Source organism: Stenotrophomonas sp. 10L48, assembly GCF_056395105.1.
In genome coordinates this window covers 122,990-148,047 of sequence record NZ_JBFTIX010000018.1, presented here as the reverse complement: position 1 = coordinate 148,047, position 25,058 = coordinate 122,990, and the positions used below count along the sequence as shown (strand labels likewise).

The following is a 25,058-nucleotide window of genomic DNA, read 5'->3' as shown; positions in this document are numbered from 1 at the left end:
CGGTTGCGGGGGCGTGAGCCGCATGGATGCGGCGACCGAGCTTACATGGACGTACTTGCAGCGTCCCCCGCAACCGGACCCACCCCGCCATCCCACAGGAAACCAGCTTCTGCTGTTGCTTCGGCCGTTGCCGTTGCCGTTGCTGTTGCCTCTGCGGGTGCAGGGCACAGCCCTGCCGATAACCCCCATTGAGCATTCCGCGCAGTGCTTTGAGCGCCGCACGCACGCGCAACACGGCACGCTGTGCGCAACGGGCCTGCCCATCACTCACCGAGAAGAACCGCCATGACCCTGCGTCATCTGCCATTGCACGCCGCCCTCCTGCTGGCCCTGTCCTCCCTGCCGCTGGCCGCGCTGGCCGAGGCCACCTCGCCCGCCCCCACCCAGCAGGTGCCGGGCGTGCATCACCAGCGCATCGGTGCGCTGCAGGTCACGGCCCTGTTCGACGGCGTGGTTGCGCTCGGCCGGCAGGAAGTGGTCGACGTGCCGCCAACGCTGGTCAGCCGCCTGCTCGAAGGCCGCTATGTGCCCGAAGACAAGAAGGGCCTGCAGACCGCGATCAACGCCTTCCTGGTGCGCCAGGGCAAGCACCTGACCCTGGTCGATGCCGGCACCGCGCAGTGCTTCGGCCCTGACCAGGGCCAGGTGCTGGGCAACCTGCGTGCGGCCGGCGTAGACCCGGCCGAGATCGATGAAGTGCTGCTGACCCATGCCCATCCCGATCATCTGTGCGGGATCCTCGATGCACAGGGCAAGCCGGCCTATCCGAATGCGACGGTGTGGCTGTCCAAGGCCGATGCCCGCTACTGGCTCGACCCGGCCAGCGAAGCCACGGCACCGCAGGGCGTGCGCTTTGCCTTCGCGCTGGCACGCAACGCGATCGCGCCGTACCAGGCCGCCGGTCGCCTGCACACCTTCCAGCCTGGCGACGCCCTGCCGGGGCAGGCGGTGGCGATGGATACCCACGGCCACACGCCGGGGCATGTGTCCTACCGATTCGACAGCCAGGGCCAGTCACTGCTGGTGTGGGGCGATGTGCTGCATTTCCATGCGGTGCAGTTCGCACACCCGGAAGCGGCATTCGAGGCCGATTCGGATCGCAAGGCGGCTACGGCCAGCCGTCGCAGCCTGTTGCAGGAAGCCACCGCCAAGGGCTGGTGGGTTGCTGGCGCGCACCTGCCCTTCCCCGGCCTGGGGCACGTGCGCAGCGAAGGCAAGGCCTATGCATGGGTACCGGCGGAATATTCGCCACTGAAATGATGTGCCGCCGGGCATGGCCCGGCGCTACCGCATCGCGGTGACGGAAAACATCAGGGTAGCGCCGGGCCATGCCCGGCGAGCGCAGCGGAGCGCCTTATTCCAGCCCCAGCCAGCCGCCGATGATGCCGCGGGCTTCATCCACGCCGGTACGGGCCGAGCCGGAGAACACCTGCACACTCACCGTATCGCCGAACGACGAATGCAGTTCCTTGCGTACCTTCTGCAGGGTCTGCATCTGCTGGCTGCGGCTGAGCTTGTCGGCCTTGGTCAGCAGCGCATGCGCCGGCAGGCCACGCTGCACGGCGTAGGCCAGCATCTGCCGGTCGTAGTCCTTCAGCGGATGACGGATGTCCATCACCACCACCAGCCCCTTCAAGGCCTCGCGGGTGCGGAAGTAGCGGTCGATGAAGGCCTGCCAGTGCGCCTGCAGGTCCAGCGGCACCTTGGCGTAGCCGTAACCGGGCAGATCGACCAGATGGGCGTCCGGGGTAACCTGGAAGAACACCAGCTGCTGGGTCCGGCCAGGCGTCTTGGAGACCCGAGCCAGGCTGTTCTGGCGGGTCAGCGCATTGAGCGCGCTGGACTTGCCGGCGTTGGAGCGACCTGCAAAGGCCACTTCAGAACCTTCATCGGGCGGCAGCTGCCCCATGTTGTGGGCAGAGAGGTGGTATTGGGCGCGTTCGATGAGCAATGACATGCGCATAGGATCGCATGTTGCGGCGCCGCGCGCCCGGCCCGGGGCCTTCCAGCGGGAAAATGCTGCACTGCTGCGTTGACCGTGCAAGGAAACGGCGTTGATAATCCGGGCGATGCCGGCCGCCGCCGCCCGGCCGGTCCATACGGAGCTTCAGCATGCGCCACGCTCGCGTTCTTGCCGTATCCGCCCTTGCTACTGCCGTTGTTGCCGCTGCTGCCTTTGCGCAGACCACGCTGACCCCGCTGCCCGACAACGGCCCGATCAAGACCGCCTCGCTCGAGGTGGATTTCAGCAAGACCACCTGGGGCGACGCCAAGGCCGGCCAGACCAAGGCCACCGCGTGTGCCGCCTGCCATGGTGCCGATGGCAATTCCACGGTGGAGATGTATCCCAGCATCGCCGGCCAGAGCGAGCGCTACGTCGCCCAGCAGATGGCCCTGATCGCCAATGGCCAGCGCAGTTCCGGCGCCGCCGTGGCGATGGTGCCCTTCGTGCAGAACCTCACCCCGCAGGACATGCGCGACATCGGCGCGTTCTTCGCCACGCAGAAGGCCAACGCCGGCATCGCCGACGACACGCCGGTGGCCGAGGGCCCGTACAAGGGCATGAAGTTCTACCAGATCGGCCAGCAGCTTTACCGCGGCGGCGATGCCCAGCGCGGGCTGCCGGCCTGCATGGCCTGTCACGGCCCCAGCGGCGCCGGCAACCCCGGCCCGGCCTACCCGCACATCGGCGGCCAGCACGCCAGCTATGTCGCCCGGCGCCTGCAGGAGTACCAGGCCGGACAGACCAACGAGACCGACAAGGCGCACTTCCAGATCATGGCCACGGTGGCGCAGAAGCTGACCGAGCAGGAGGTGCAGGCCCTTTCCAGCTACCTGCAGGGCCTGCACAACAAGGCCGACGATCTCGCCGCCGAAGGCGCTTCGACGCGACCGGCTGCCGCCCCCTGACCGCCACTGGTCGGCGCCGGTCGCCACGACGGCCCGTCGCTGCGGTATGTTTCCTTCACGCCGGCGGCTGCGCCGGCGTTGTCATTTTCAACGGAGATGCGTGTCGATGAGGTTGATTCCCCGCCTTCTGCTGTCCCTGCTGGTGCTGCTGCCGTTGGCGGCCTGCGCCGCCACCCCCGCCAACGCCCCGCTGGTCGAAGGCAAAGACTACGAGCGCATCGCCCAGCCTGGCCCGTTCCAGCCGCTGGCCGGCAAGATCGAGGTGGTCGAGGTGTTCGGCTACACCTGCCCGCACTGCGCCCATTTCGAACCGCAGCTGGCCGCCTGGGCCGCCAAGCTGCCGGCCGACGTGCGCTTCACCCCGGTCCCGGCCGCCTTCGGCGGTGCCTGGGATGCCTGGGCACTGGCCTACTACGCCGCCGACGAAGTGGGCGTGGCCAAGCGCAGCCACGCCGCTGTGTTCAAGGCCCTGCACGATGACGGCACGCTGCCGATGCAGAACGTCTCGGCCGATGAGCTCGCCAACTTCTACAAGGCCTACGGCGTGGCCCCGGAGCGCTACACGCAGGCCCTGCGCGGCGAGGCGGTACAGAAGAAGGTCGATGCCGCCCGTGCCTTCGCCCAGCGCACCCAGGTGCCTGGCACCCCGGCCATCATCATCAATGGCCAGTACCTGGTCCGTGGCAAGAGCTTCGACGACCAGCTGCGCATCGCCTCGGCGCTGATCGCCCAGGCCCGCGCCGCCCGCGGCCGCTGAACCAACACACACCATCGACACGGCGCTGTCGCCGCCGCATGTCATCATTTCCCTCTGGCCGGCGCCTGACGCCGGCCCCACCTTTCCAGATGCTGGAGACGCTTCCATGAAGACCCGTTTCGCCGCCCTCGCCCTCGCAGCGCTGCTGCCGATCCTGGCGGCCTGCAAGGCCGACGATGGCACCACCAACACCTCCGCCCCGGCAGAACCGGCAGCGACCCCGGCCAGCACCGAACCGGCCGCGCCGGCCGCAGGCGGCGAAGCCGCTGCACCGGCTGCCGAAGGTGACAAGACCGCTGCCAGCGCTGCACCTGCCCCGACCACCGCCGCGCTGACCGGCCCGGCCCCGGTGGAAGGCGCCGACTACCAGCTGATCCCGAACGGCCAGCCGTTCCAGCCGGCCGCCGGCAAGGTCGAAGTGGTCGAGATCTTCGGTTACGTCTGCCCGGCCTGCGCTGCGTTCCAGCCGCTGGTCGGCCCGTGGAAGGCTGGCCTGCCGAGCGATGTGAACTTCGTCTACGTGCCGGCCATGTTCGGCGGCACCTGGGACAACTACGCCCGTGCCTTCTACGCCGCACAGACCCTGGGCGTGCAGGAGAAGACTCACGAAGCGCTGTACTCGGCCATCCACTCGCAGAAGACCCTGAAGGGCGAGCGCGGTGCTGATTCGGTCGATGACATCGCCAAGTTCTATGGTGCCTACGGCGTGGATCCGAAGCAGTTCGCCGCCACCATGGGCAGCTTCGCGGTCAATGCCAAGACCAACTCGGCCAAGCAGTTCGCCCAGCGCAGCCAGATCAGCGGCACCCCGTCGATCATCGTCAACGGCAAGTACCTGGTGAAGGGCAAGAGCTTCCCGGACATGCTGCGCATTGCCGACCACCTGATCGCCCGCGAACGCGGTGCGGCCCAGGCTCACTGATCAAAGAGACGTTTTCCCGGCCGTGACTTCCCCCACAACACGGACCCTGCGCTTGCTGACGGCCAACATCCAGGCCGGCTCAAGTACCCGCCGCTACAGCGACTATGTGACCCGCAGCTGGTCACATGCGCTGCCGGCGGGTCGCAAGCGCAGCAGCCTTGACGCGATTGCCACTTTGGCGCGCGGTCATGACATCGTCGGCCTGCAGGAGGCCGACCCGGGCAGCCTGCGCTCGGGCTTCACCAACCAGACCCATTACCTGGCCCAACGCGCCGGCTTCAATTACTGGAGCCACCAGCCGAACCGGCGCATGGGTGGCGTCGCCTCCAGCGCCAACGGCCTGCTGAGCAAGCTGGAACCGGTGGAAGTGCAGGACCACGCCCTGCCCGGCCGTATCGGCGGGCGCGGCGTGCTGCTGGCCAAGTTCGGCGATGGCCGCGATGGCCTGGCCGTTGCGGTAGCGCATCTGTCCTTGGGCGCCGGTTCGCGGATGGCCCAGCTCGGCTTCATTGCCGAGCTGTTGTCCGACCACCCCAATGCGGTGCTGATGGGCGACTTCAACTGCCTGGCCGAACGTCCGGAAATGCAGGTGCTGTACCAGAAGACCCGGCTGCAGCCGCCCGGCTGCATCGTGCCGACCTTCCCCAGCTGGCGCCCCGACCGCGCCATCGACCACATCCTGGTCAGCAGCGGCCTGCAGACCCGCACCGTGGAAGCGGTGCCCGCTGCGTTCTCCGACCATCTTGCCTTGGCGATGGCAATCGACGTCCCGGCCGACGCCCTGCGCTGAGCCCTGCCGCTGCGCTCGCCGGGCATGGCCCGGCGCTACCGCCCCTGGTAAGGGCCCAACCTTGGTTGGAAAGCTGCCCTGGTGGTGCGGACCCCGTTGGCAGGCTGAGCTGGTGGGTGCGGACCGTTGGCAGGCTGACCTGGTGGGTGCGGACCGTTGGTCCGCACGCTCTCCGCCGGGCATGGCCCAGCGCTACCCCGCCTGCGCCACCGGCACCTTCAACCGCCGTGCGGTCATCGTGCTGCCCACCGAGGCCAGTACCGTGCAGCCGATGGCCAGCCACTGCAGGCCATGCAGGTGCTCATGCAGCAGCAGCATCGCCCACAGCGCGGCCACCGCCGGTTCCATGCTGATCAGGATGCCGAAGGTCTCCTTGGGCAGGCGCTTGAGCGCCATCATTTCCAGTGACATCGGGATCGCGCTGGACACCAGCGCCACCACCAGCCCGGCCAGCAGGATCTTCGGCTCCAGCAACGCCGCGCCGGCATGCACCACGCCCACCGGCACCACCACCAGCGACGCGGCCAGCAGCCCCAGCGACACCGAATGCCCGGCGTGCAGGTGGCCGGCGCGCTTGCCGAACACGATGTACAGGCCCCAGCACGCTGCCGCCCCCATGGCGTACAGCACGCCCACCGGGTCCAGTGCCGGGCCGCCGCCGATCGGCAGCAGCAACAGCAGCCCGACCGCCGCGCAACCCACCCACAGGAAATCGATCGGCCGCCGCGACGACAGCATCGCCACCGTCAACGGGCCGGTGAATTCGATGGCCACCGCGATGCCGAACGGGATCGTGCGCAAGGCCATGTAGAACAACAGGTTCATCAGGCCCAGGGTGAGGCCGTAGCGCAGGATGGTGACCGCATCCACGCGGCTGGTCTTCCAGCGCCATGGCCGCCAGAACAGCAGCAGCAACAACGCCGAAAAGCCCACGCGCAGCGCGCTGGTGCCCTGCGCGCCGATCAACGGAAACAGCTGCTTGGCGTAGGAGGTACCAATGGCCAGTGCGGTGACCGAGCCGAGCACCGCCAGCGCCGGCAACATCGGCGCGATTCGAGAAGTCTGCATGCCGCCAGTCTATTGCGTCGGCGGCGAGCACTTGGCTCAATTGACGGCCCGTCCGTGCAACTTCTGCTCACCATGGCCACCGCCCCCGTGCTGGACAGCTTCGACCGCGCCATCCTCGCCCTCCTGCAGCAGGACAACACCCTGCCGCAGCGGCAGATCGCCGAAGCCGTGCACCTGTCCACGCCGGCGGTGCAGCGGCGGATCAGGCGCCTGCAGGACAGCGGGGTGATCGCCGCCAACGTGGCGGTGATCGACGCTGCGAAAATCGGCCGGCCATTGACCATCATCGTCGAGGTGCGCGTGGTCAGCGAACAGCGCGAGAAGGTCGCCCCGTTCCGCCGCCGCGTGCAGGACGACCCTGCCGTGCAGCAGTGTTACTCGATCACCGGCGACGGCGATTTCCTGCTGCTGCTCTCGGCGGCATCGATGGAGGAATACGAGGCGATCACCGAGCGCTTGTTCGGCGGTGATGACAACATCGAGCGCTTCCGCACGTCGGTGGCGCTGGGCACGTTGAAGCGCGGGTTCGACGTGCCGCTGACATGACGCAGATGCCGTCGAGCCTGTCCTGCTCCTACACTGGTGACGCATGAACACCGCTTCCCCCTCCAACGCCAGACGCCTGCGCCGCTGGTTGCTGCGTGGCGCCTTCCTGCTGATCCTGGTCATCGCGGCGATGGCCTTCTGGAACAGCCCGTGGGCTGCCGCACCGAAGATGCTGTGGACACTCTCGCGCATGCCACCGGCCACGCAACTGCCGGTGCCGGTGGACGGCGTGCGGCCCCGGCAGATCGCCGATACCTTCGGCGCACCGCGCGGGCGCGACCGCACGCACGCGGGTATCGACATCTTCGGCAAGCGCGGCACGCCGGTGCGCAGCGCTACCCCCGGCGTTGTCGCCGACATCCGCGACAGCGGACTCGGTGGCCGCCAGGTCTGGGTGATCGGGCCGGGACGCGAGCGCTATTACTACGCGCACCTGGAAGACTGGGCCGATGGCCTGGCGCGCGGCCAGGTGGTGCAACCCGGCGACCTGCTCGGCCATGTTGGCGACAGCGGCAACGCCAAGGGCACGCCGCCCCATCTGCATTGGGGCATCTATGGCGCCGACGGCGCGCGGGACCCGCTGCCGCTGCTGCAACCGCAGAGCACCCGCTGACGGCAACCGAGCCGAGCCGCGAGGCCGCACGCGTTTGCTCATGATTTGTAAATAGGAATAGTTCGTATTACCATTTCTTTCGTTTCCGGTGGTGCCAGGACGGCCTGCCCGCCCTTCCCCTACCCGTAGCGCCTCGACTCCTGGATGACGGCCGAACGCGCGTGCCCGTTGCAGGAATCCGCATGATCCGTCCCGCCTTCCGTACCCCGCAGCCGCAGCGGCTGTCCGTTGCCGTGCTCGTCGCGCTCTGCGCCGTCGCACCCACCGCTTTCGCCGAAACCGCCACCGACCCGACCACCCTCGACAAGGTCGTAGTAAAGGGCGAGCGCGCCGAAGGCTATTCGGTGCGCCGTACCTCGGCCGGCACCCGCTTCGACCTGGCGCCGCGCGAGATCCCGCAGTCGGTCAGCATCATCAGCCACCAGCGCATCGAAGATCAGCAGCTGGACGACATCATCGACGTGCTGGGCAACACCACCGGCGTCACCAGCACCCAGTCCGACAGCGAGCGCACCGAGTTCTATGCGCGCGGCTTCTACATCGATGCGTACCAGTTCGATGGCCTGCCCACGCAGATGGTGCAGAACTGGAGCTACGGTGACTCCGGCCTGGACCTGGCCCTGTATGACCGCGTGGAAGTGGTGCGTGGCGCCACCGGCCTGCTCAGCGGCGCCGGCAATCCTTCCGCCTCGGTGAACCTGATCCGCAAGCACGCCGACAGCGCCGAACTGACCGGCAGCGTGTCGGTCAACGTCGGCAGCTGGGGCCGCACCCGCACCACCGTGGACGTGGGCAGCGCACTCAACGCCAGCGGCACCGTACGCGGCCGGGTGATCGGCAGCTACCTGGACACCGATGGGCAGATGGACCGCTACAACCAGCGCAAGACGCTGGGCTATGCGGTGATCGACGCCGACCTGACCCCGGATACCCAGCTCAGCGTGGGCTACGACTACCAGCAGAAGCGCGCCAACGGCGCGACCTGGGGTGGCTTCCCGATGCTGTACTCCGACGGCAGCGCGACCCCGTACGACGAATCGTTCAACGCCAGCCCGAACTGGACCTACTGGGACACCACCAGCAAGCGCGCGTTCGCCACCCTGCAGCACGCCTTCAGCAACGGCTGGAAGTTCAAGATCGGCGCAACGCATGACCAGACCAAGGCCGACGACAAGCTGTTCTACCCTGCGTACAACGATTGGACCACCGGCGCCTCGAACTTCGACAAGACCACCGGTGCAGGCATTTCGCCGTCCGCAGGCTTCTACAACACCGAGCGCAAGGTCACCGGTGTCGATGGCTATGTTGATGGTCCGTTCCAGCTGTTCGGCCGCGAGCACCAGTTCATGGCCGGGCTGAGCTACAACAAGCGCGACTACGCCAACTACGGCGACTACCAGGTCGGCGGCGCCGGCCAGAGCTGGGACCCGTTCGCCAGTTACCTGAACTGGACGGGCAACATCAGCGAGCCGAACTGGAACCCGCTGGCGCTGGCCAGCGAGGGCACCATCACCCAGAAGGCCGGCTATGCCGCCGCACGCCTGTCGCTGGCCGATCCGTTGAAGCTGATCATCGGCGCGCGCTACACCGACTGGAAGAGCGAGGGCGAAGGCGCAGATCGCGAGCACAAGGTGACCACGCCGTATGCCGGCCTCGTGTTCGACATCAACGACACCTACTCGACGTACACCAGCTACACCGAGATCTTCCAGCCGCAGACGTTGAAGGACCGCAACGGCAGCTATCTGGACCCGGTGGATGGCAAAAGCTACGAAGTGGGCGTCAAGGGCGCCTGGTTCGACAACCGTTTGAATGCCTCGCTGGCGGTGTTCCGCATCGAACAGGACAACGTCGGCCAGATCACTGGCGAGCCGGTGCCCGGCAGCCAGAACGAATTCGCCTATCGCGCCGCACGCGGCACGGTGAGCCGTGGCTTCGAGTTCGAGCTCAACGGCGAACTGGCACCGGGCTGGAACGCCACGTTCGGCGCCTCCCGTTACGTGGCCAAGGATGCCAACGATGCCGACATCAACACCAACCTGCCGCAGACCGCGCTGAAGCTGTTCACCAGCTACACCCCGCAGTCGCTGCAGGAACTGACTGTCGGCGGCGGTGCCAACTGGCAGAACCGCATCTACTACCCGGTGCCGGCCTATGGCCGCATCGAGCAGAGCGGCTACGCACTGGTCAGCGCCTTCGTGCGCTACCGCATCTCGCCGGAGTTCAGCGTGCAGGCCAACCTCAACAACCTGCTGGACAAGAAGTACCTCTCGCAGATCAATGGCTACGGTGCGTATGGCGATGGTCGCAACGGCTCGCTGACGTTTACCTGGTCGTTCTGAAGAAAACGTCGCCGGGCATGGCCCGGCGCTACCGCGGCAACAGCAGCGCCGGAATCTCTCCGGCGCTGCTGTACCCACATCAGAACCGCAGGTCCGCGCGCAGGTACCAGTAACGGCCACGCGGGATGTCGTAGGTGGAGGCGTCATAGCCGTTCAACGAACACGACAGGCAGATCGGCGGGTCCTTGTCGAACACGTTGTTCAGGCCCGCCGTCAGCTGCAGGCCCTTCATCCAGTCGATCTTGTAGCCCACCTGCATGTCATGGAAGGTGGTGGCCGACAGCGTGTTGGTGCCGGCGGCCTGGTTGCTGCACACCGGGAACGCCACGGCGTCACCGCAGTCTTCGGTCAGTTCGGAAATGTGGCGTACCGTCCAGTTGGCGCTCCAGTTGTCCAGCGTCCAGCCGATGCTGGCGTTGCTGGTCCATTCCGGAATCGAACTGTCAGCCACTTCCACGCCGGGCTTCTGCGGCTGCCGCTGGCCGGCCGCACCGGTGGCCTCATAGCGACCGACGAACGTGTTCTTCCAGCCCAGCTTGAACTGGCCGATCGAGCTCTGCGGCAGGGTCCAGAACAGATCCACATCCCAGCCGTCGGTCTTGATTGAACCCAGGTTGGTCAGGCGGTTGTTGAAGCTGCTGACCGCACCGGTGCTGGCACGCGTGATGCCGTCGCAGTAGATCGGGTCCAGGGTATCCACGCACAGGTCCAGCTGTGTCTGCGCGTTGATCGCCTGGATCGCGCCATCGATGTTGTGGCGGTAGAACGTCACTTCCACGTCGAAGCGCTCCGACCACGATGCATCGTTGCCGAACCAGGGGCTCCACACGAAACCGGCACTGAAGCTGCGCGACCGCTCCGGCTCCAGCTCGCGGTTGCCGCCGGTGGTCACCGAGATCTGCGAGTTGGCCTGCTGGAAGCCGGTCGGCACGCCCAGCGATGCGCAGTTGGCCGCACTGCCACGTGGCGGTGTGCCACCCAGGCCCACCGAGCAGGGATCGAACAACTGCAGGTCAGCACGCGCAGCCGAGCCGTACAGCTCGCCGATCGACGGTGCGCGGAAGCCTTCGGCGTAGGTGGTACGCAGCACGAAGTCATCGGTCACCTGCCAGCGCAGGCCGTACTTGGGCGTGAACTCGCCACCGAAGGTCGAGTAATCCGAGTAGCGGCCAGCCAGGCTCAGGTCCAGCTTCTTGCCCAGTGCCGAGTCGGCGAAGATCGGCACGCTCAGCTCCAGGTACGCTTCGTTGACGTCGTAGGAGCCGGACGTCGGCTGCGACGGTACGCCGTTGTAGTGGCCGATCACCGTCAGCGGGTCAGGCTGGTACGAACCTTTGTACTTGCGATGTTCGAGACCGGTGGCGAAGGACACCGGGCCGGCCGGCAGGGTGAACAGATCGCTGGACAGGTTGGCGGTGAACAGGCTCAGCTCGTTCTGGCTGCGGTCGCGCACCACCGGCTGGATCCAGCGCAGCATGTCCGGGGTGATCGAACCGGCGCCACCGAAGATGTTCAGCGGTACGCAGCCCGGCGTGGCCGCGCACACCGCAGGATCGCCCAGCGCCATGTTGACGTTGTAGATGTCGTAGCTGCCGTAGTTGGTCTGCTCGGCCTTGTTCTTGCTGTACATGCCGTTGACGTCCCAGTACCAGCTGCGGTCAGCGGCCTGGAAGTTGCCGACCAGGCCGGTGGCGAAGTACGTGGTATCCACCTGCTGTTCGAATACGCGCGCGCCGCCTTCCACCGGGCGGCGGCCGATCAGGCTCATGTTGCCCGACGACACCAGGTCGAAGCCGAACGGGTTGTACGGGTTCAGTGCCGAGACGACGATGTTGTCGGCCAGCGGATTGCCGGTGGCGCCATCAGGGCCGAAGAACAGCGGCTCCGGGCCGGCCTGGTTGGTCGACTCGCGGCGGTTGCCCAGTGCCTTGACGTACCACTGCACGTTGTCGGTGATGTCGAACCGGAACTGGCCGAACAGGCCCTTACGCTCCGACGGTGTCAGCACCATGTTGTATTCGGCGAAGTTGAAGCGATCGGCGCTGGTGAAGCAGTGGTAGTCGTCGGTGCGGTTGCAGCCGGCGCTGCCGTCGTAACGCGGGCTGCTCACGCCGGTGTTGGGCACGATGTCCTGTTCGGCACCGGTGTTGGGATCGACGAAGGCGAAGCGCCCCTGCGGAATGCCGCCGCTGCCGAAGGCCAGGCCGGTGCCGGGGATCGGGAAGCGCGACTGCTCGCGGTCCTTCGCATACACCGGGTCCTGCTTGGTCCAGCTTGCCCCCAGGAACAGGCTGTAACGGTCGCCGCTCTTGCCCCAGGCCAGGTCCACGCCCTTCTGCGTGCCATCGCCCTTGCCATACTGGCCGTAGTTCATCGTCACCTGGCCGCCATCGAAATCGCGGCGGGTGATGATGTTGACCACACCGGCGATGGCATCGGAGCCGTACAGCGACGATGCGCCGTCTTCCAGCACTTCGATGCGCTCAACGATCGCCAGCGGGATGGTGTTGAGGTCGGTGGCCGAGCCCACGCCCGAGGCCGAGGATTCATTGACCCAGCGGATGCCATCGACCAGCACCAGTACACGCTTGGCACCGAGATGGCGAAGGTCCACCTGCGCCGAACCCGCGCCGACGCCGCTGCCGTCGGGTGGGAAACCGAAGTTGCCCGACGAATTGAACTTGGCATTGAGCGCCGAGCCCGAGCCGGTGAGCTGTTGCAGCACTTCACCGATCGAGGTCAGGCCGGTGCGTTCGATGTCGGCGCGGTTGAGCGTCTGGACCGGCACCTGGCCTTCCACTTCAGCGCGCTTGATGCGGGTACCTGTGACTTCGACGCGATCCAGGTCGGTGGTGGCCGATTGGGCAGCAGCCCCCAACGGGGCCAGTGCGGTCACGCACAGCGCGACGGCAACCGCCAAGGGGCGGTGATGCAGGTAATTCATTCGCTCTCTCTCCAAAGGAATGTCGGGACATGGACTGCCGCGCTCCCCCCTGCATGGCGGCAGCGTCTCCTTTGTAAACAAGCGGTAAACATCGCGGCGTGATGCCCGACACTCTTTCACGCGAATTTGACGATTCTGAAAGCAGATAACGTCATTTGCCTACGTATTCACCAGAATGCGCGTACGACAACATCGCCGTAGCGCTGGCTCATTCCCGCCGGGGTCACGGTAGCGCCGGGCCATGCCCGGCGAAGTGTCGAAGAGGTCTCTGCCAAGCCCGGCGCGCATCGCAGGTCTGCCGCCGGGTATGACCCCGCGCTACCGGTACACGTGCGGCCTTCCCTTGGGAAGGCCGCACCCGTGATCCACTCACTGCACGAACGCGATGCGTTGCATGCCGGTGGCTTCGGCGGCGGCCAGGATCTTGGCCATGCCGTCGTACTCGGCCGACGGATCGGTGCTGATGCGCAGCTCCGGCAGGTTACCGGCATGCTCGCTGGCCTGCGCCTGCAGGCGCGACTGCAGATCACCGATGGCCATCGGCTGCCCGTCCCAGCTCAACTGACTGGACGCATCCAGGCGCAGCTCGATCGGCGGCGGCGGTTCGGGGCGATCCACCACGCGATCGGTGGCCTGCGGCAACTGCACGTTGATCGGCCGCGACAACATCGGCGCGGTCACGATGAAGATGATCAACAACACCAGCATTACATCCACCAGTGGCGTGACGTTGATGTCCGCCAGCGGGCCGCTTCTTCCTGCGCTACTGAATGCCATGTGCCGCTCCCTGCAGCAGGGCCGGTCGCCCCAGCCCAAACCTACGCCGCACAACCGCCCTCGCGGCAGTGCGGATCCCACCATCATTCAGCTGTCGTTGCCGTCTTCGGCCGTGTACACAATGCGAAACTGAATTCAGCCACTGCCCGCTATGCTGGTCGCCATGACCCGACGATCTTCGACCGCCCTGTCCCTGCTCCCGCTGGCCACCACGCTGCTGATCGGCTGCGCGAGTGCCCAGTCCCTCGATGCCCAGAACGCCCAGCTGAAGGCCGCCATCGCCGCCGCCGAACGTGGCCAGTTCGATCCCGGCCAGGCCGCCGCGCTCAGCCGCCATCCCGCGTATGGCTGGCTGGAGTTCGCCAACCTGCGGCGCAACATCGACACCGTCGATACGGCGCAGGCACAGGCCTTCCTCAAGCGCTATCAGGGCCAGGCCGTGGCCAACAGCTTCCGCAGCGCCTGGCTGCCCTCTGTCGCGCGCCGCCAGGACTGGCCGACGCTGCTGGCCAACTGGGCTCCCACCGACAACCTCGGCCTGCGCTGTGCGCAGCTGACAGCGCGCCAGGCCACCGGCAAGCTGGACCCGCAGTGGATCGGTGAAGCCCAGGATCTGTGGCGCAAGAACGGCAAGTCGTTGCCCGATGCCTGCGACGCCGTGTTCGCCGTGCTGCAGGCGCAGGGTGGCATGAGCGATGCGCTGCGCTGGGAACGCATCGATGCCGCTGCCGATGCACAGCAGCCGGCGGTGATGCGTTCGGCCGCGCGCGGCCTGCCGGCCAGTGATCTGGCCTTGGCCAACACCTACGCGGCCTTCGTCGACAAGCCCAATGCCAGCGCCCTGAACTGGCCGCGCAACGAGCGCAGCCGGCGCATCGCCACCGACGGCCTGGCCAAGCTGGCCAAGGCCGACCCGGATGCTACCGAACAGCAGCTGCCGCAGTACGCGCAGGCGCTGGGCCTGAGCGCCGAACAGCAGGGCCAGGTGCGTTACCAGATCGCCCTGTGGACGGTGGCGTCGTACCTGCCCGACTCGGCTCGCCGTTTGAATGCCGTGCCCGATGCGGCCTATGACGAGCGCCTGCACGAATGGCGCGCGCGCGAAGCGATGTCGCGCGGCGATTGGCCGGCGACGCTGGCGGCGATCCGCAAGATGGGCCCGACCCAGCGCAACGATTCGCGCTGGCGCTATTTCGAAGGCCGCATGCTGGAAAAGACCGGCCAGGCACAGCAGGCGCAGCCGCTGTTCCGCGAAGCCGCGCGCGCACCGACCTTCCATGGCTTCCTCGCTGCGGACAAGCTGCAGCAGCCCTACACGCTGTGCCCGTGGAAGCCCAACGACAGCGCGCAGGCGCAGGCTGCGGTGGCCCGCGATCCGGCCATCCAGCGGGCGATGGCGCTTTACCAGATCGACCGCGCCGGCTGGGCGGTGGCCGAATGGAACAATGCGCTGTCGCGCTTCGATGACACCCAGCGTCGCCTCGCCGTGCGCGTGGCGCAGGACAACGGTTGGTTCGACCGCGCGGTGTTCGCGCTCGGCAAGCAGCCGCAGGAGCAACGCCTGTACGACCTGCGCTTCCCGCTGCACCACGACGCCACGATCCGCCGTGAATCAGCACGCAATGCCATCGACCCGGCCTGGGTGGCCGCCGAGATCCGCGCCGAAAGCACTTTCACCCCGCGCGCGCGTTCGCCTGCCAATGCGATGGGCCTGATGCAGGTACTGCCGGCGACCGGCGCCGGCGTGGCCAGGTCCATCGGCCTGACCGGCTACGGCGGCGCTGACAGCCTGTACGACCCGGACACCAACATCGCCATCGGCACCGCGTACCTGCGGCAGTTGATGAACAAGTACGACGGCCTGCCCTACGTGACCATCGCCGCCTACAACGCGGGCCCGACGCCGACCGCACGCTGGCAGACCCAGCGCCCGGGCTTCGATCCGGACCTGTGGATCGAGACCATCAGCTACAAGGAAACGCGCGAGTATGTCGCCCGCGTGCTGGCCTTCAGCGTGATCTACGACTGGCGACTCAATGGCGACGCATTGCCGCTGAGCGACCGCCTGATGGGCCGCCTGGTGGACAAGCGCAAGGCCTTCACCTGCGCCGCCAACGCCGACCAGGGCGGCGATTGATCACGTGGTATCGGTAGCGCCGGGCCATGCCCGGCGAACGCCATGTGTTCCGCCGGGCACGCCCGGCGCTACCGTGCCATCATCCCCCCATGAAGATCTATCTTGTCGGCGGCGCCGTGCGCGACCGCCTGTTGCAGCGCCCTGCCGGCGACCGTGACTGGGTCGTCGTCGGCGCCACGCCCGCGCAGATGGAAGCGCAGGGCTACACCGCCGTGGGCCGTGATTTTCCCGTCTTCCTGCACCCGAAGACCGGCGAGGAATACGCGCTGGCCCGCACCGAACGCAAATCCGGCCGTGGCTACCGCGGCTTCGTGGTCGATGCCGATCCGGCGGTGACGCTGGAAGAAGACCTGCAGCGCCGCGACTTCACCATCAATGCCATCGCCTGCGATGAAGACAGCGGCACGCTGGTCGATCCCTATGGCGGTGCGCGCGACCTCGAGCAGCGCGTGCTGCGCCATGTCGGTCCCGCATTCGTTGAAGACCCGCTACGCGTGCTGCGTGCGGCGCGCTTCATGGCCCGCTTCGCCTCGCTCGGTTTCACCGTCGCGCCGGAAACCATGGCGCTGATGCGCGAGGTGGCCGCCAGTGGCGAGCTCGACGCGCTGGTACCGGAACGTGTGTGGCAGGAACTGCGCAAGGCATTGGTGTGCGAGCGCCCATCGGCGTTCCTGCGCACCCTGCACGACGCGCACGCGCTTGGCCCGATACTGCCAGAACTGGAAGCGCTGTACGGCGTACCGCAGCGCGCGGAATTCCATCCGGAAGTCGACACCGGCATCCACCAGGAAATGGTCAGCGACATGGCGGCAAAGCTGGCGCCCGGTGATGACCTGGTCGGCTTCGCCGCACTGACCCACGACCTCGGCAAGGGCCTGACCCCGGCCGAGGAATGGCCGCGCCACATCATGCACGAGCAGCGCGGCATCAAACCGCTGAAAGCACTGTGCGCGCGCCTGAAGATTCCGACCGAGCACCAGCAGTTGGCCGAGGCCGTCTGCCGCGAGCATCTGAACGTGCATCGCATCGACGAACTGCGCGATGCCACCGTGCTGGAACTGCTGGGCCGCTGCGATGCGTTGCGCCGGCCGGAGCGGGTGGCACGCATCGCGCTGTGCTGCGAGGCCGACAAGCGCGGCCGGCTCGGTTTCGAGGACAGCGACTACCCGCAGGGCGAAACACTCAAGCGCCTTCACCGGGCGGCGCTGTCAGTGCAGGCGCGTGACCTGGACACCACACACCTCAAAGGCCCGGCCATTGGTGAGGCGCTGGCCAAGGCGCGTGTACGGGCGATCGCCGCCGCCCGCTGATGCTTATCCGGCACTTTTACCGGTAGTGCCGGCCGCTGGCAGGCAACCACAGCGCTATCAGTGCGCCTTCCCGCGGGTGATCGCCGCCGCGCGTTGCTTCAGCTGCTCCACCGCATCGGGGATCATCTCCATGCCCACGTCCAGGCCGGGGTTCAGCACCAGGCCGACGCCCTCACCGATGCCCGACAGCAGTGCATGCACCGCGATGGGCATGGCGTGGGCAAACTGCGGCAGCTGCTCGTGCCAGATCTCCGCGCGCTCGGGCGCGGTGAACACCGCAAACATCGGCTCGCCGCTTTCGCTGGTCAGCACCAGCGGCGAAATGCTCTCGTCCCAAGCGCCGTCTTCACCGATGGCCTTGTCCAGCAGCACGAACACCGGCGCGGTCAGCAGGCCGTCAAGGAACTGCGAGGCCGTGAGGGTTCCATCCTGGGCCTGCAACAGGCGCACTTCCAGGTCGTTGGCGGGTTCGAACGGCGTTTCGTGGTCCATGGTCGGTTCCGGTACGTGGTTGCTGGCTGCAACTTTAGCAGGCCCGGCATCCGGCTACGTACACCTCGTTCCGCAGCGGAATCGACCTCAGCGGCCGATCAGGCTTTCCGCCGGAATGCCCAGGTTGCGGTGCAGATTGCGGATCATCTCCAGGGTCCAATCCGCGCTTGCGATTCAATACCTCATATACGCGGTTGAGCTGACCAATCGAGGGCACCAGATCCTTGACGGTCAGACCGCCCTGCTCCATGCGGAAGCGGATCGCTTCAATCGGGTCCGGCAGCTCGATCGGATAGTGCTTCGCTTCGTAGGCCTCCACCAAGGTGGCGAGAATCTCGAAACGATCTCCCTCTTCGCTATCCAGCGCAGGTTCGTTCTCGAAATAGGCCTCCAGCTCGCGCAACGCGTTCTGGTAGTCGACTTCTGTGCGAACAGGACGAATGTTCATGGAAACTCCGCAGTACAAGCGCCAACCAGATCATAAGCCGCACGCAGCACTTCAGTTATACGGTCAGCCCCCACCGTGTCCATGCCGCCACATCCACCCCGCCACCGCCAGCCCGGCCACCACCACCAGCATCACCGGCAGGCCGAAGCGGTGCCGGAACGGGATCGGCACCCCGCCGAGCTGCTGGTCCATGCTTTCGGTATCCAGCACCCAGCCGTGCTCGCAGCCGGTGCAGGCCAGCTCGTAGCGGCGCTGGTAGACGAAGCCGAACAGCAGGTCGATGCGCGCCATCCTGTAGCGCAGCTGCGGGGCGAATTCGGTTTCGGTCTGGCAGCGCAGGCAGTGGTGCGATTCGGTGGGGCCGACAATCAGCACCCGTTCGTGTTGGCCGATCAGCAGCAGGTTCAGCCCTCCTTGCAGGCGGGCTGGGCCAGCAGCCAGGCCTCGGCCGCCGCCACCGTGGCGGCATCGCCGACGGTGGCCTGGTCCGGCGCGATCTTCCGCCCGTCGCCATTTCCATTGCGATCGCGCATGACGCTGGTGGTCAGCACCAACGCGCTGCCGTCCACCAGCCGGCGCACCACGTTGGCCGTCGATACACCCGCCGTGGGCTGTCCGAAACTGCGGGTCTGCGCCCGGCCTCGGAACGCCAGTACGGTCGCTTCGCCGGAACTGGCGGTGCGCGGGCCGGTCAACACCGCCACCGGCGCGCCAACCTGGCGGGGCAGATAGCCGGGCTGGCCGAAATCCAGGCGCGTCGCCTCGCCCATGCGCACGCCACTGGCAGTGGTCTGCCAGCGTACCGGACCGTCGGCGGTCTCGAATGAGCCCACGTCCTCGATACCCATCGCCGAAGTGCGCAGCAGCGGCGCAACGCCCAGCAGCATCGGCCACATGTTGCCGCCGGTGTTGTCGCGCAGGTCGACGATCCAGCCACAGCGAGGCGTGCTGTCCTTTTCACGGATGGCGTTCTGCCAACGCACCGCACGCTGGATGTTCTGTTGCTGCAGCTGCTGCGGCGGCGCACCGGGGTCTGCCGCATAGCCCTCGATCAGCACCTGGCCGATACGCGGGTCACGTGCGCGAGTGGCGTCGCTTTCGCTGCGGGCAGCAGCGGTGGCGTTTTCGCGGGCGAAACGCTCCACGCGTTGCTGCTGTCGTTGCGGGGTCATCCAGCTGCCGTGACCGCCTGAACTGCGACCGATGGCCTCGGCCAGGACGGTCCGGACCTTGGCCGGATCGCCCTGCGCATCCTTCAGGCGCGTGCGCGTGGCAGGCCAATCGACCCTGCCTCGGTACAGCGCCTCGCGTTCAAGCATGTCCAGCAGCTGTGCCTGTGCGGCGGGTGATGGAATCTCGATGGCGTCAGCCGCAGTGGCGGCGGTCGTTGCCAGCAGCGCGGCGATGAGGAGGGCACGTCCCGGCAATCCTTTGCTGTTCCGCATCGACATCTCCCTGTCGTTGAATGAAGGCGAAGCATAACGCCTTGGCCGCCGCGCGGCGTGTCGCATCAGGCACGTCAGGATCGGACTGCGATTTACAACTTTGCCCATGTCGGCACGCTGGCAAACGCGCGAAGGTCGCTGTGCCGGCGCCACCTGCGCCGGCCGGGATTGGCGTCCTGAATCAATGAGCAAAGATGACCGATTGCCTCGATGCAGGCACTCGCGACAATGCACCACCTGCCGGTCCATGGCGGGCGGTGCGTGGGGACCCTTGGGTCCGTCGGCTTCTTCTTTGCTCTTGACCGGCACGCCAACCCGCACCGCCCGCCACCTTGCATTCCGCAGGTGGCCCAGCCCTGTGAGGTTGTTGCCATGACCACGCTCCACCCCACCTATCCGCGCCTGCACACATTGCTGGGCGATGCCCTGCCCGACCTGCAGCTGCCCAACGCCACCGCCGAGGCGCTGGAAGACGCGCTGGCCGAAGCCGATGAAGCTGCTCCCACGCCCGCCTTCTTCAAGCGGCTGCGCGACGTCACGCGCTGCCACGCCGCTGACGGCGAGCCGTGGACGGAACTGCGCATCACGCCGGCACGGGCGCGCGATCTGGCCTGCACCACGCGCTGCCTGCTGGCGTTGTCGGCGCTGGGGGGTGTGCTGCTGGCGACGCAGGCAGCGCGTGAACTGGACGACGCGGAAGCGCAGTGCCCGCCGCTGACGGAGGAAGGGCTGTTGCACGCGGTGCAGCTGCTGGCCGATCACGCGGGCGCGTTGCTGGGGCGTACGCCGTTGTAATACAGCGGCGTTGGGATTGCTTGATTGGTAGCCAGGGCGTGTCGACCGAGGTCGACACCTACCAGAGCAGGTCATGGCGCTGGAGGGATTCGTGCCGACCCAGGTCGGCACCCAACAGAGCGGGTCATGCCGCTGGAGGGATTCGTGTCGACCGAGGTCGACACCTACCAGAGCGGATCATGGCGCCGGGGGGATTCGTGCCGACCTGGGTCGGCACCCACCAGAGCGGGTCATGGCGTCGGTTGGATTCGTGTCGACCAAGGTCGACACCCACCCAAGCGGAGGTCGTCACCAGTCCGCGCGCAGGCCGATGTTGCCTTCGATGATGCGGCGCTTGCCGTTGTCGCTGCCACCAACCTCGCGGGTGTAGTCGGCCACGGCATACGCGCTGATCGTGCGGTTGAAGCGCCCGACCACGCCGACACCGGCCTCCACAGCACGCGAGCGCTGCGAATTGATGATCGCGTCGCTGTCGAACAGGATGCGGTCCTCGCCCGAACGGCCATGCCAGTAGTTCAACTTGAAGTACGGCTGCCAGCCGTTGTCGGCCAACTGGTAATCGCCCGCCAGGCGCAGGCCGACGCGGCCGGTCCAGGCGTTGTCGTTGTCGAAGGAAACGGTGGACACCAGATCACGCTGGTCATCCAGTGAACTGCGCTGCCAGATGACCTGCAGCTGCGGTTCCAGCCACCACGATGACTGCCCGAACTGCAGCAGTGGCTTGCCCGCTTCCAGCGACAGCGTGGTGCCGTCGCCCTTGAGGTCGATGCCCAGCCCGCGCGAGGAGCGCGTGCGGCCGTCGTAGCGGCTCTGCATCGCCACCGCGTCGATGTAGCCGCCGCTGCTGTCGGTCAACGTCCAGTACAGGCCCACGTGCTTGTCGTCCAACCGGCTCTGGCCGACCAACACGTTGTCCCAGCCCACGGCCAGGCCGGTGATCCTGCCATCGGCGCGGGTGCGGCCGACGAACACGCCGATCTGGTTGCGGTGGCTGTCACCGCTGGCAGCCCACACATCCAGGCCTGCCTGCACACCCATCACGTCACCATCGAAGCCGGGCCGTGCATCGCCTTTCCAGTGGATCTCGCTGCTCTGCCCGACCAGCCGTCCCCATGCCGTGCGGAAGGCGCCCTGGTTGTACAGCAGGCGCTGTTCGCCCTGGCGCTCATGGAAGGTCCCCAGGCTGGCCAGCGAGGTCTCGCGCAGCAGCGGTGGCACCACGGCGTAGGCCGCGGTCTCCAGGCGGTACAGCGGCACCAGGCCGTTCTCGTTCGGCGCGGCGGGCCTTGCCCCCGCACTGGGCGGCGGCGAACCGGTACCGGGCAGGCTGCCACCGGCCACCGGCACGTCCGGTACGGGTGGATCACTGGGCGGCGCTACGGGCGCAGGTTCCGGCGGCGGTGGCGGCGGTGCCGTCTCGCCTGCGGTCAGGTCCGGATCGATGGCACCCTCTGGCGGCGGTGGGGGTGCCGGGGGAATCGGCGGCGGTGGCGCCACCGGTGGCGTCGGCGGTGGCGGCGGCAGTACTTCGCCGCCGCCGTTCGGCGCGGGCGTCGGCCCGGCCGCCAATGTCGAACGCAGGTACCAGTTCTCGCCGGTGCCGGCGCTGACGCCACCCTTGAACAGGAAATACTCGTAGGCACCGGCCGAGACCGGTGCGAACAACGAGAACGCGCCTGGCGCGGTGGTTGCGCCGTTCAGCGCCTGCACCACCAGGATACCGTCGACCAGCGTGGCCGCTCCTCCGCCACCGGTGTTGATGATGCCCAGGCCGGTGCTGCCGGTGGCGCTGCCGCCATCAAAGACCAGGCGGTCGCTGGCTGAGTCGTCTGCACCCAGCACGGTCTGCAGGTACACGCCACCGCCGTCGCCGCGGTAGTTGCCACGGATGGTGAAGGCATCGCCGGCGCCGCTGTTGTTGGTCAGATCAATGCGTCCGGCGTTGACCATGTTCACCAGCGCAGCTGCCGCGAAGGGACGGATCGCATGGTTGCCGCCACCGCCGAACAGCGTGCTGGTCTCGTCCACGTTCAAGCTGCCGGTGCCGGTGGCACTGTCGCCCAGCACCAGGTCGCCATCGAAGGTGAGCTCGGTGCTGCTGGCCAGGCTGATCGCTTCCCAGTTCTGGAAGCGTCCGACGCCAGCGGTCTTGACGTTGTTGAAGCTGAGGCGATCGCTGCCGGTGYCACCATCGAACAGCGGTACAGCGCCCAGGTTGGCCTGGTTGAGATTGCCCAGGGTCGCGACGTCATCGTCGGGGCCCATGTCGATGGCGCCGTAGACAATGCCGCCGCCATTCCAGTTGAAGGTGTCGTTGCCGGTGCTCAGCAGCACCTGGCCACGCACCGTGCCACCGGTGATGGTGACGCTGTCGGCGCCGCCACTGACGCTGATGTTGCCGCCGATGTAGGCGTCGTTGGAGATGATGATGGTGTCGGTGTCGAAGCCGGTGACCACGTTGCCGTCGACGGTGCCGCCGGACATGTCCCACAGGTTCTTGTCCAGTTTCATGTTGACGCGGCCGATGCGGCCGCCGGTCATCCACGCCTGGTCGCCATCTTCGAACGCGCCGACGATGCGGCCACCGCTCATGCGGAAGGTGTCGATGTTGTCGCCCTGCTGCAGGGCGCCGATGGTGCCGCCGGTCATGACGAAATCATCGCGGCCACTGCCCTGCGTCACCAGCCCGGTGATGGTGCCGGCGTTGACGGTCAGCTGGTCATCGCCATTGCCCTGGTCGAGGCTGTCGATGGTGCCGCCGCTGAGCAGCAGCACGTCGTTGCCATCGCCCTGCTGCACGCCGCCGCTGATGCTGCCGGCCAGCATCTGCAGACGATCGTTGCCGGCACCGAACTGCACGCCGCTGCTGCCACTGATGGTGCCGCGGTTGACCAGTTCGCTGTCGCCGGCACCGCTGAACTGCAGTGCGATACCGCTGCCGGAACTGATGCTGCCGGTGTTGTCGACGCGGCTACCGCCGCCAAGCTGTACCGCGGTACCGCTCGCCGAGCTGATGGCACCGAGATTGGTGAGCACGTGCCCGCCAGCGCCGAGCAGGGAGACGGCGCTGCCCGCGCCGGCCTGCTGCAGCTGCGCGCCATTGCCAACATTCACGGTGATGCCCGTCGCGCCACTGGCGCTGATGGCTGCTGTCTCGGGATTGGGGGCGGTGCTGCTGCAGGTGACGGTCTGCCCGGCCACGGGAGCCGTTGCATCGCACCCTGCCCAGGCGGCAGGGGCGGACAGGGCGAGCAGCGAGGGCATCGCCAGGATCTGCAGCAGGGAAACGGTCAAGCGGTGCTGGCGGAACCCGCGCGGGACGACATGGGACATACAGCACTCCTGGGTCGGGGGATCAGGAACTGCGGATGCTCTGTACGACACTGCTGATGCAGTCTGCCCTGCCATGAATGGTTTCGATAGGTGAACTTATCGGCAGTCGGTCACGCTTTCGTTGTGAAACCGGGAAGCAGTCACGCAGCCCGCATGTCGATGAACCGATTCATTTCCCATCGCCCGGATGGAACATCCACGCATGGCGTGGATCTACAGCAGACATGCCACGTGTGGATGGGCCATGGATCCGCGCCACGCGTGGATGAACCGTGGCGCCACACCACACACGGATGGGCCATGCCCAGTAGATCCACGCCATGCGTGGATGGGCCGTTTTCCACGATCTTCGTCCGCGCTCAGATCTTCAGATAAATGCGACGTCGGTCCAACCACCACGCCACGCCCCACCACAGCGCGACGAACGCCAGCGCCTGCAGCATCGAGGCCAGCTCCAGCGCCTGTGGCATTGCTGCGGCCAACTGTTGCCAGACCCAACTCCAGGCGCCGGTGGCCAACAGGATCACCGACATCACCGAGGCACCCAGATAGGCGGTGATGGCATTGACGCCGAAGCGCCGGCCCAGTGCCGGCCATCCCTTGCGGTCGATCAGCAGGTGGCCCAGCCACAATGCCAGCGCGGCCAGGCCACCGGTCCACAGCACGTAGCTGGGCGTCCACAGCTGCTTGTTGAGCGGCAGTACGGTTGCCAGCAGCAGGCCAAGCACGGCGGTGACCGCACCCAGCGCGGCCAATGCACCGGCGCGGCCACTGCGCAGCAGGCCACCTGCCAGCAGGCCCAGCACGGTGCTGGCCAATGCGCCCAGACTGCTCAGCAATCCTTCCGGGTCATGGCCCAGACCGGTATCGGCCTGCCATTGGTAGATCCATGGCGCGAACAAGGTGGTATCCAGGCGACTGGCCGGGTTGGTCCACGGCGCCAGGTCACCCACGCCCAGCAGCAGCGCGGCGTAACCCACCAGCAGCGCCACCAGCGCGGCCGCCTGCACGCGCGGGCGCGCATACACCGCCAGCACGCCCACCACGGCCGCGCACAGCGCAATGCGCTGCAGCACGCCCCAGATGCGGAAATGGTGCGTGTGCAATGCCCACCACACCAGCAGGTGCAGCAGCACACCGGCAACGGCGATGCGCAGCGCGCGTTCCAGCACGCCACGTGCAAGCGCAGGCCGTGCGGCCGCATCCAGCGCGCGCGGTGCCACGCTGAAGGCCATCGACACGCCAACAAGGAACAGGAAGAACGGGAACACCAGATCGGTCGGCGTACAGCCGTGCCAGTCGGAATGGCGCAGCGGTGCGAACACCGCGCTCCAGTCGCCTGGGTTGTTGACCAGCAGCATCGCCGCCACGGTCATGCCGCGCAGGGCGTCGATCGAGCCCAACCGGCGTGGCGGCGCGCTGCTCATCG

General features: G+C 67.2%; 21 protein-coding genes. 11 read left to right on the top strand and 10 right to left on the bottom strand.

Going from position 1 to position 25,058, the window contains the following annotated elements; all coding sequences use genetic code 11:
• Positions 1 to 285: 285 nt before the first annotated feature.
• Positions 286 to 1,260 carry an MBL fold metallo-hydrolase gene (locus AC1DCU_RS20445; protein ID WP_442251457.1) on the top strand — a complete coding sequence of 325 codons (975 nt, stop codon included), beginning with the start codon at positions 286 to 288 and terminating at the stop codon, positions 1,258 to 1,260.
• A 94-nt stretch (positions 1,261 to 1,354) separates the two neighbouring features.
• On the opposite strand, the gene yihA is transcribed toward AC1DCU_RS20445, so the two are convergent.
• Positions 1,355 to 1,957, bottom strand: a complete 603-nt coding sequence (gene yihA / locus AC1DCU_RS20440) for a ribosome biogenesis GTP-binding protein YihA/YsxC (protein WP_025878662.1) — start codon at positions 1,955 to 1,957, stop codon at positions 1,355 to 1,357.
• A 155-nt stretch (positions 1,958 to 2,112) separates the two neighbouring features.
• Here yihA and AC1DCU_RS20435 point away from each other — a divergent pair, with 155 nt between their 5' ends.
• The 4 genes from AC1DCU_RS20435 (at position 2,113) to AC1DCU_RS20420 (ending at position 5,379) form a co-directional block, all read left to right on the top strand.
• Positions 2,113 to 2,910 carry a c-type cytochrome gene (locus AC1DCU_RS20435; RefSeq protein ID WP_025878663.1) on the top strand — a complete coding sequence of 266 codons (798 nt, stop codon included), beginning with the start codon at positions 2,113 to 2,115 and terminating at the stop codon, positions 2,908 to 2,910.
• Between the two features lie 106 nt (positions 2,911 to 3,016).
• Positions 3,017 to 3,667: a thiol:disulfide interchange protein DsbA/DsbL gene (locus tag AC1DCU_RS20430; RefSeq protein ID WP_032975401.1), complete on the top strand. Its 651-nt coding sequence runs from the start codon at positions 3,017 to 3,019 to the stop codon at positions 3,665 to 3,667.
• A 106-nt stretch (positions 3,668 to 3,773) separates the two neighbouring features.
• Positions 3,774 to 4,589 (top strand): thiol:disulfide interchange protein DsbA/DsbL, encoded by an 816-nt coding sequence (locus AC1DCU_RS20425; protein WP_025878665.1) that lies wholly within the window; start codon positions 3,774 to 3,776, stop codon positions 4,587 to 4,589.
• A 22-nt stretch (positions 4,590 to 4,611) separates the two neighbouring features.
• Positions 4,612 to 5,379: an endonuclease/exonuclease/phosphatase family protein gene (locus tag AC1DCU_RS20420; RefSeq protein WP_032952088.1), complete on the top strand. Its 768-nt coding sequence runs from the start codon at positions 4,612 to 4,614 to the stop codon at positions 5,377 to 5,379.
• 192 nt (positions 5,380 to 5,571) lie between these two features.
• On the opposite strand, the gene AC1DCU_RS20415 is transcribed toward AC1DCU_RS20420, so the two are convergent.
• Positions 5,572 to 6,447, bottom strand: a complete 876-nt coding sequence (locus AC1DCU_RS20415) for an EamA family transporter (protein ID WP_025878667.1) — start codon at positions 6,445 to 6,447, stop codon at positions 5,572 to 5,574.
• Positions 6,448 to 6,519: 72 nt separating this feature from the next.
• Here AC1DCU_RS20415 and AC1DCU_RS20410 point away from each other — a divergent pair, with 72 nt between their 5' ends.
• From AC1DCU_RS20410 to fhuE, 3 genes are all read left to right on the top strand, one after another.
• Positions 6,520 to 6,993: an Lrp/AsnC family transcriptional regulator gene (locus AC1DCU_RS20410; protein WP_025878668.1), complete on the top strand. Its 474-nt coding sequence runs from the start codon at positions 6,520 to 6,522 to the stop codon at positions 6,991 to 6,993.
• Between the two features lie 43 nt (positions 6,994 to 7,036).
• Positions 7,037 to 7,606 (top strand): M23 family metallopeptidase, encoded by a 570-nt coding sequence (locus AC1DCU_RS20405; RefSeq protein ID WP_032975400.1) that lies wholly within the window; start codon positions 7,037 to 7,039, stop codon positions 7,604 to 7,606.
• Between the two features lie 182 nt (positions 7,607 to 7,788).
• Positions 7,789 to 9,948, top strand: coding sequence for a ferric-rhodotorulic acid/ferric-coprogen receptor FhuE (gene fhuE, locus AC1DCU_RS20400; RefSeq protein ID WP_032975399.1), 2,160 nt, complete (start codon positions 7,789 to 7,791; stop codon positions 9,946 to 9,948).
• A 79-nt stretch (positions 9,949 to 10,027) separates the two neighbouring features.
• Here fhuE and AC1DCU_RS20395 read toward each other — a convergent pair whose 3' ends face one another.
• Positions 10,028 to 12,892: a TonB-dependent receptor plug domain-containing protein gene (locus AC1DCU_RS20395; RefSeq protein WP_032975398.1), complete on the bottom strand. Its 2,865-nt coding sequence runs from the start codon at positions 12,890 to 12,892 to the stop codon at positions 10,028 to 10,030.
• A gap of 369 nt (positions 12,893 to 13,261) precedes the next feature.
• A complete protein-coding gene (locus tag AC1DCU_RS20390; RefSeq protein WP_025878672.1) occupies positions 13,262 to 13,669 on the bottom strand; it encodes an ExbD/TolR family protein in 408 nt (135 codons plus the stop codon).
• Positions 13,670 to 13,820: 151 nt separating this feature from the next.
• On the opposite strand from AC1DCU_RS20390, the gene AC1DCU_RS20385 reads away from it, so the two are divergent.
• A complete protein-coding gene (locus AC1DCU_RS20385; protein WP_032975397.1) occupies positions 13,821 to 15,806 on the top strand; it encodes a transglycosylase SLT domain-containing protein in 1,986 nt (661 codons plus the stop codon).
• An 89-nt stretch (positions 15,807 to 15,895) separates the two neighbouring features.
• Positions 15,896 to 17,116, top strand: a complete 1,221-nt coding sequence (locus tag AC1DCU_RS20380) for a multifunctional CCA addition/repair protein (RefSeq protein WP_032975395.1) — start codon at positions 15,896 to 15,898, stop codon at positions 17,114 to 17,116.
• A 57-nt stretch (positions 17,117 to 17,173) separates the two neighbouring features.
• On the opposite strand, the gene AC1DCU_RS20375 is transcribed toward AC1DCU_RS20380, so the two are convergent.
• The 4 genes from AC1DCU_RS20375 to AC1DCU_RS20360 form a co-directional block, all read right to left on the bottom strand.
• Entirely contained in the window at positions 17,174 to 17,608 is a 435-nt protein-coding gene (locus AC1DCU_RS20375; RefSeq protein ID WP_032975394.1) for an SseB family protein, read from the bottom strand.
• Positions 17,609 to 17,642: 34 nt separating this feature from the next.
• The gene (locus AC1DCU_RS20370; RefSeq protein ID WP_235189909.1) at positions 17,643 to 18,056 is read right to left on the bottom strand and encodes a helix-turn-helix domain-containing protein; all 414 of its coding nucleotides are present in this window, start codon (positions 18,054 to 18,056) and stop codon (positions 17,643 to 17,645) included.
• A gap of 63 nt (positions 18,057 to 18,119) precedes the next feature.
• Positions 18,120 to 18,458 carry a hypothetical protein gene (locus AC1DCU_RS20365; RefSeq protein WP_032975448.1) on the bottom strand — a complete coding sequence of 113 codons (339 nt, stop codon included), beginning with the start codon at positions 18,456 to 18,458 and terminating at the stop codon, positions 18,120 to 18,122.
• A gap of 2 nt (positions 18,459 to 18,460) precedes the next feature.
• Positions 18,461 to 19,501 carry a S41 family peptidase gene (locus AC1DCU_RS20360; protein WP_032975447.1) on the bottom strand — a complete coding sequence of 347 codons (1,041 nt, stop codon included), beginning with the start codon at positions 19,499 to 19,501 and terminating at the stop codon, positions 18,461 to 18,463.
• Between the two features lie 372 nt (positions 19,502 to 19,873).
• Between AC1DCU_RS20360 and AC1DCU_RS20355 the strand changes: the two genes are divergently transcribed.
• Positions 19,874 to 20,296 carry a hypothetical protein gene (locus AC1DCU_RS20355; RefSeq protein ID WP_032975393.1) on the top strand — a complete coding sequence of 141 codons (423 nt, stop codon included), beginning with the start codon at positions 19,874 to 19,876 and terminating at the stop codon, positions 20,294 to 20,296.
• A gap of 288 nt (positions 20,297 to 20,584) precedes the next feature.
• On the opposite strand, the gene AC1DCU_RS20350 is transcribed toward AC1DCU_RS20355, so the two are convergent.
• Together AC1DCU_RS20350 and AC1DCU_RS20345 are read right to left on the bottom strand one after the other, a co-directional pair.
• The gene (locus tag AC1DCU_RS20350) at positions 20,585 to 23,629 is read right to left on the bottom strand and encodes an autotransporter family protein (RefSeq protein WP_478014273.1); all 3,045 of its coding nucleotides are present in this window, start codon (positions 23,627 to 23,629) and stop codon (positions 20,585 to 20,587) included.
• Positions 23,630 to 23,988: 359 nt separating this feature from the next.
• Positions 23,989 to 25,056 carry an acyltransferase family protein gene (locus AC1DCU_RS20345; RefSeq protein ID WP_032975390.1) on the bottom strand — a complete coding sequence of 356 codons (1,068 nt, stop codon included), beginning with the start codon at positions 25,054 to 25,056 and terminating at the stop codon, positions 23,989 to 23,991.
• Positions 25,057 to 25,058: the final 2 nt, after the last annotated feature.

Coding starts and splice junctions, on each gene's coding strand:
- AC1DCU_RS20360 (WP_032975447.1), bottom strand. CDS start 19,501: ATGCGGAACAGCAAAGGATTGCCGGGACGTGCCCTCCTCATCGCCGCG.
- AC1DCU_RS20425 (WP_025878665.1), top strand. CDS start 3,774: ATGAAGACCCGTTTCGCCGCCCTCGCCCTCGCAGCGCTGCTGCCGATC.
- fhuE (WP_032975399.1), top strand. CDS start 7,789: ATGATCCGTCCCGCCTTCCGTACCCCGCAGCCGCAGCGGCTGTCCGTT.
- AC1DCU_RS20395 (WP_032975398.1), bottom strand. CDS start 12,892: ATGAATTACCTGCATCACCGCCCCTTGGCGGTTGCCGTCGCGCTGTGC.
- AC1DCU_RS20355 (WP_032975393.1), top strand. CDS start 19,874: ATGACCACGCTCCACCCCACCTATCCGCGCCTGCACACATTGCTGGGC.
- AC1DCU_RS20380 (WP_032975395.1), top strand. CDS start 15,896: ATGAAGATCTATCTTGTCGGCGGCGCCGTGCGCGACCGCCTGTTGCAG.
- AC1DCU_RS20405 (WP_032975400.1), top strand. CDS start 7,037: ATGAACACCGCTTCCCCCTCCAACGCCAGACGCCTGCGCCGCTGGTTG.
- AC1DCU_RS20415 (WP_025878667.1), bottom strand. CDS start 6,447: ATGCAGACTTCTCGAATCGCGCCGATGTTGCCGGCGCTGGCGGTGCTC.
- AC1DCU_RS20375 (WP_032975394.1), bottom strand. CDS start 17,608: ATGGACCACGAAACGCCGTTCGAACCCGCCAACGACCTGGAAGTGCGC.
- AC1DCU_RS20385 (WP_032975397.1), top strand. CDS start 13,821: ATGCTGGTCGCCATGACCCGACGATCTTCGACCGCCCTGTCCCTGCTC.
- AC1DCU_RS20430 (WP_032975401.1), top strand. CDS start 3,017: ATGAGGTTGATTCCCCGCCTTCTGCTGTCCCTGCTGGTGCTGCTGCCG.
- yihA (WP_025878662.1), bottom strand. CDS start 1,957: ATGTCATTGCTCATCGAACGCGCCCAATACCACCTCTCTGCCCACAAC.
- AC1DCU_RS20445 (WP_442251457.1), top strand. CDS start 286: ATGACCCTGCGTCATCTGCCATTGCACGCCGCCCTCCTGCTGGCCCTG.
- AC1DCU_RS20390 (WP_025878672.1), bottom strand. CDS start 13,669: ATGGCATTCAGTAGCGCAGGAAGAAGCGGCCCGCTGGCGGACATCAAC.
- AC1DCU_RS20410 (WP_025878668.1), top strand. CDS start 6,520: ATGGCCACCGCCCCCGTGCTGGACAGCTTCGACCGCGCCATCCTCGCC.
- AC1DCU_RS20435 (WP_025878663.1), top strand. CDS start 2,113: ATGCGCCACGCTCGCGTTCTTGCCGTATCCGCCCTTGCTACTGCCGTT.
- AC1DCU_RS20345 (WP_032975390.1), bottom strand. CDS start 25,056: ATGAGCAGCGCGCCGCCACGCCGGTTGGGCTCGATCGACGCCCTGCGC.
- AC1DCU_RS20370 (WP_235189909.1), bottom strand. CDS start 18,056: ATGAACATTCGTCCTGTTCGCACAGAAGTCGACTACCAGAACGCGTTG.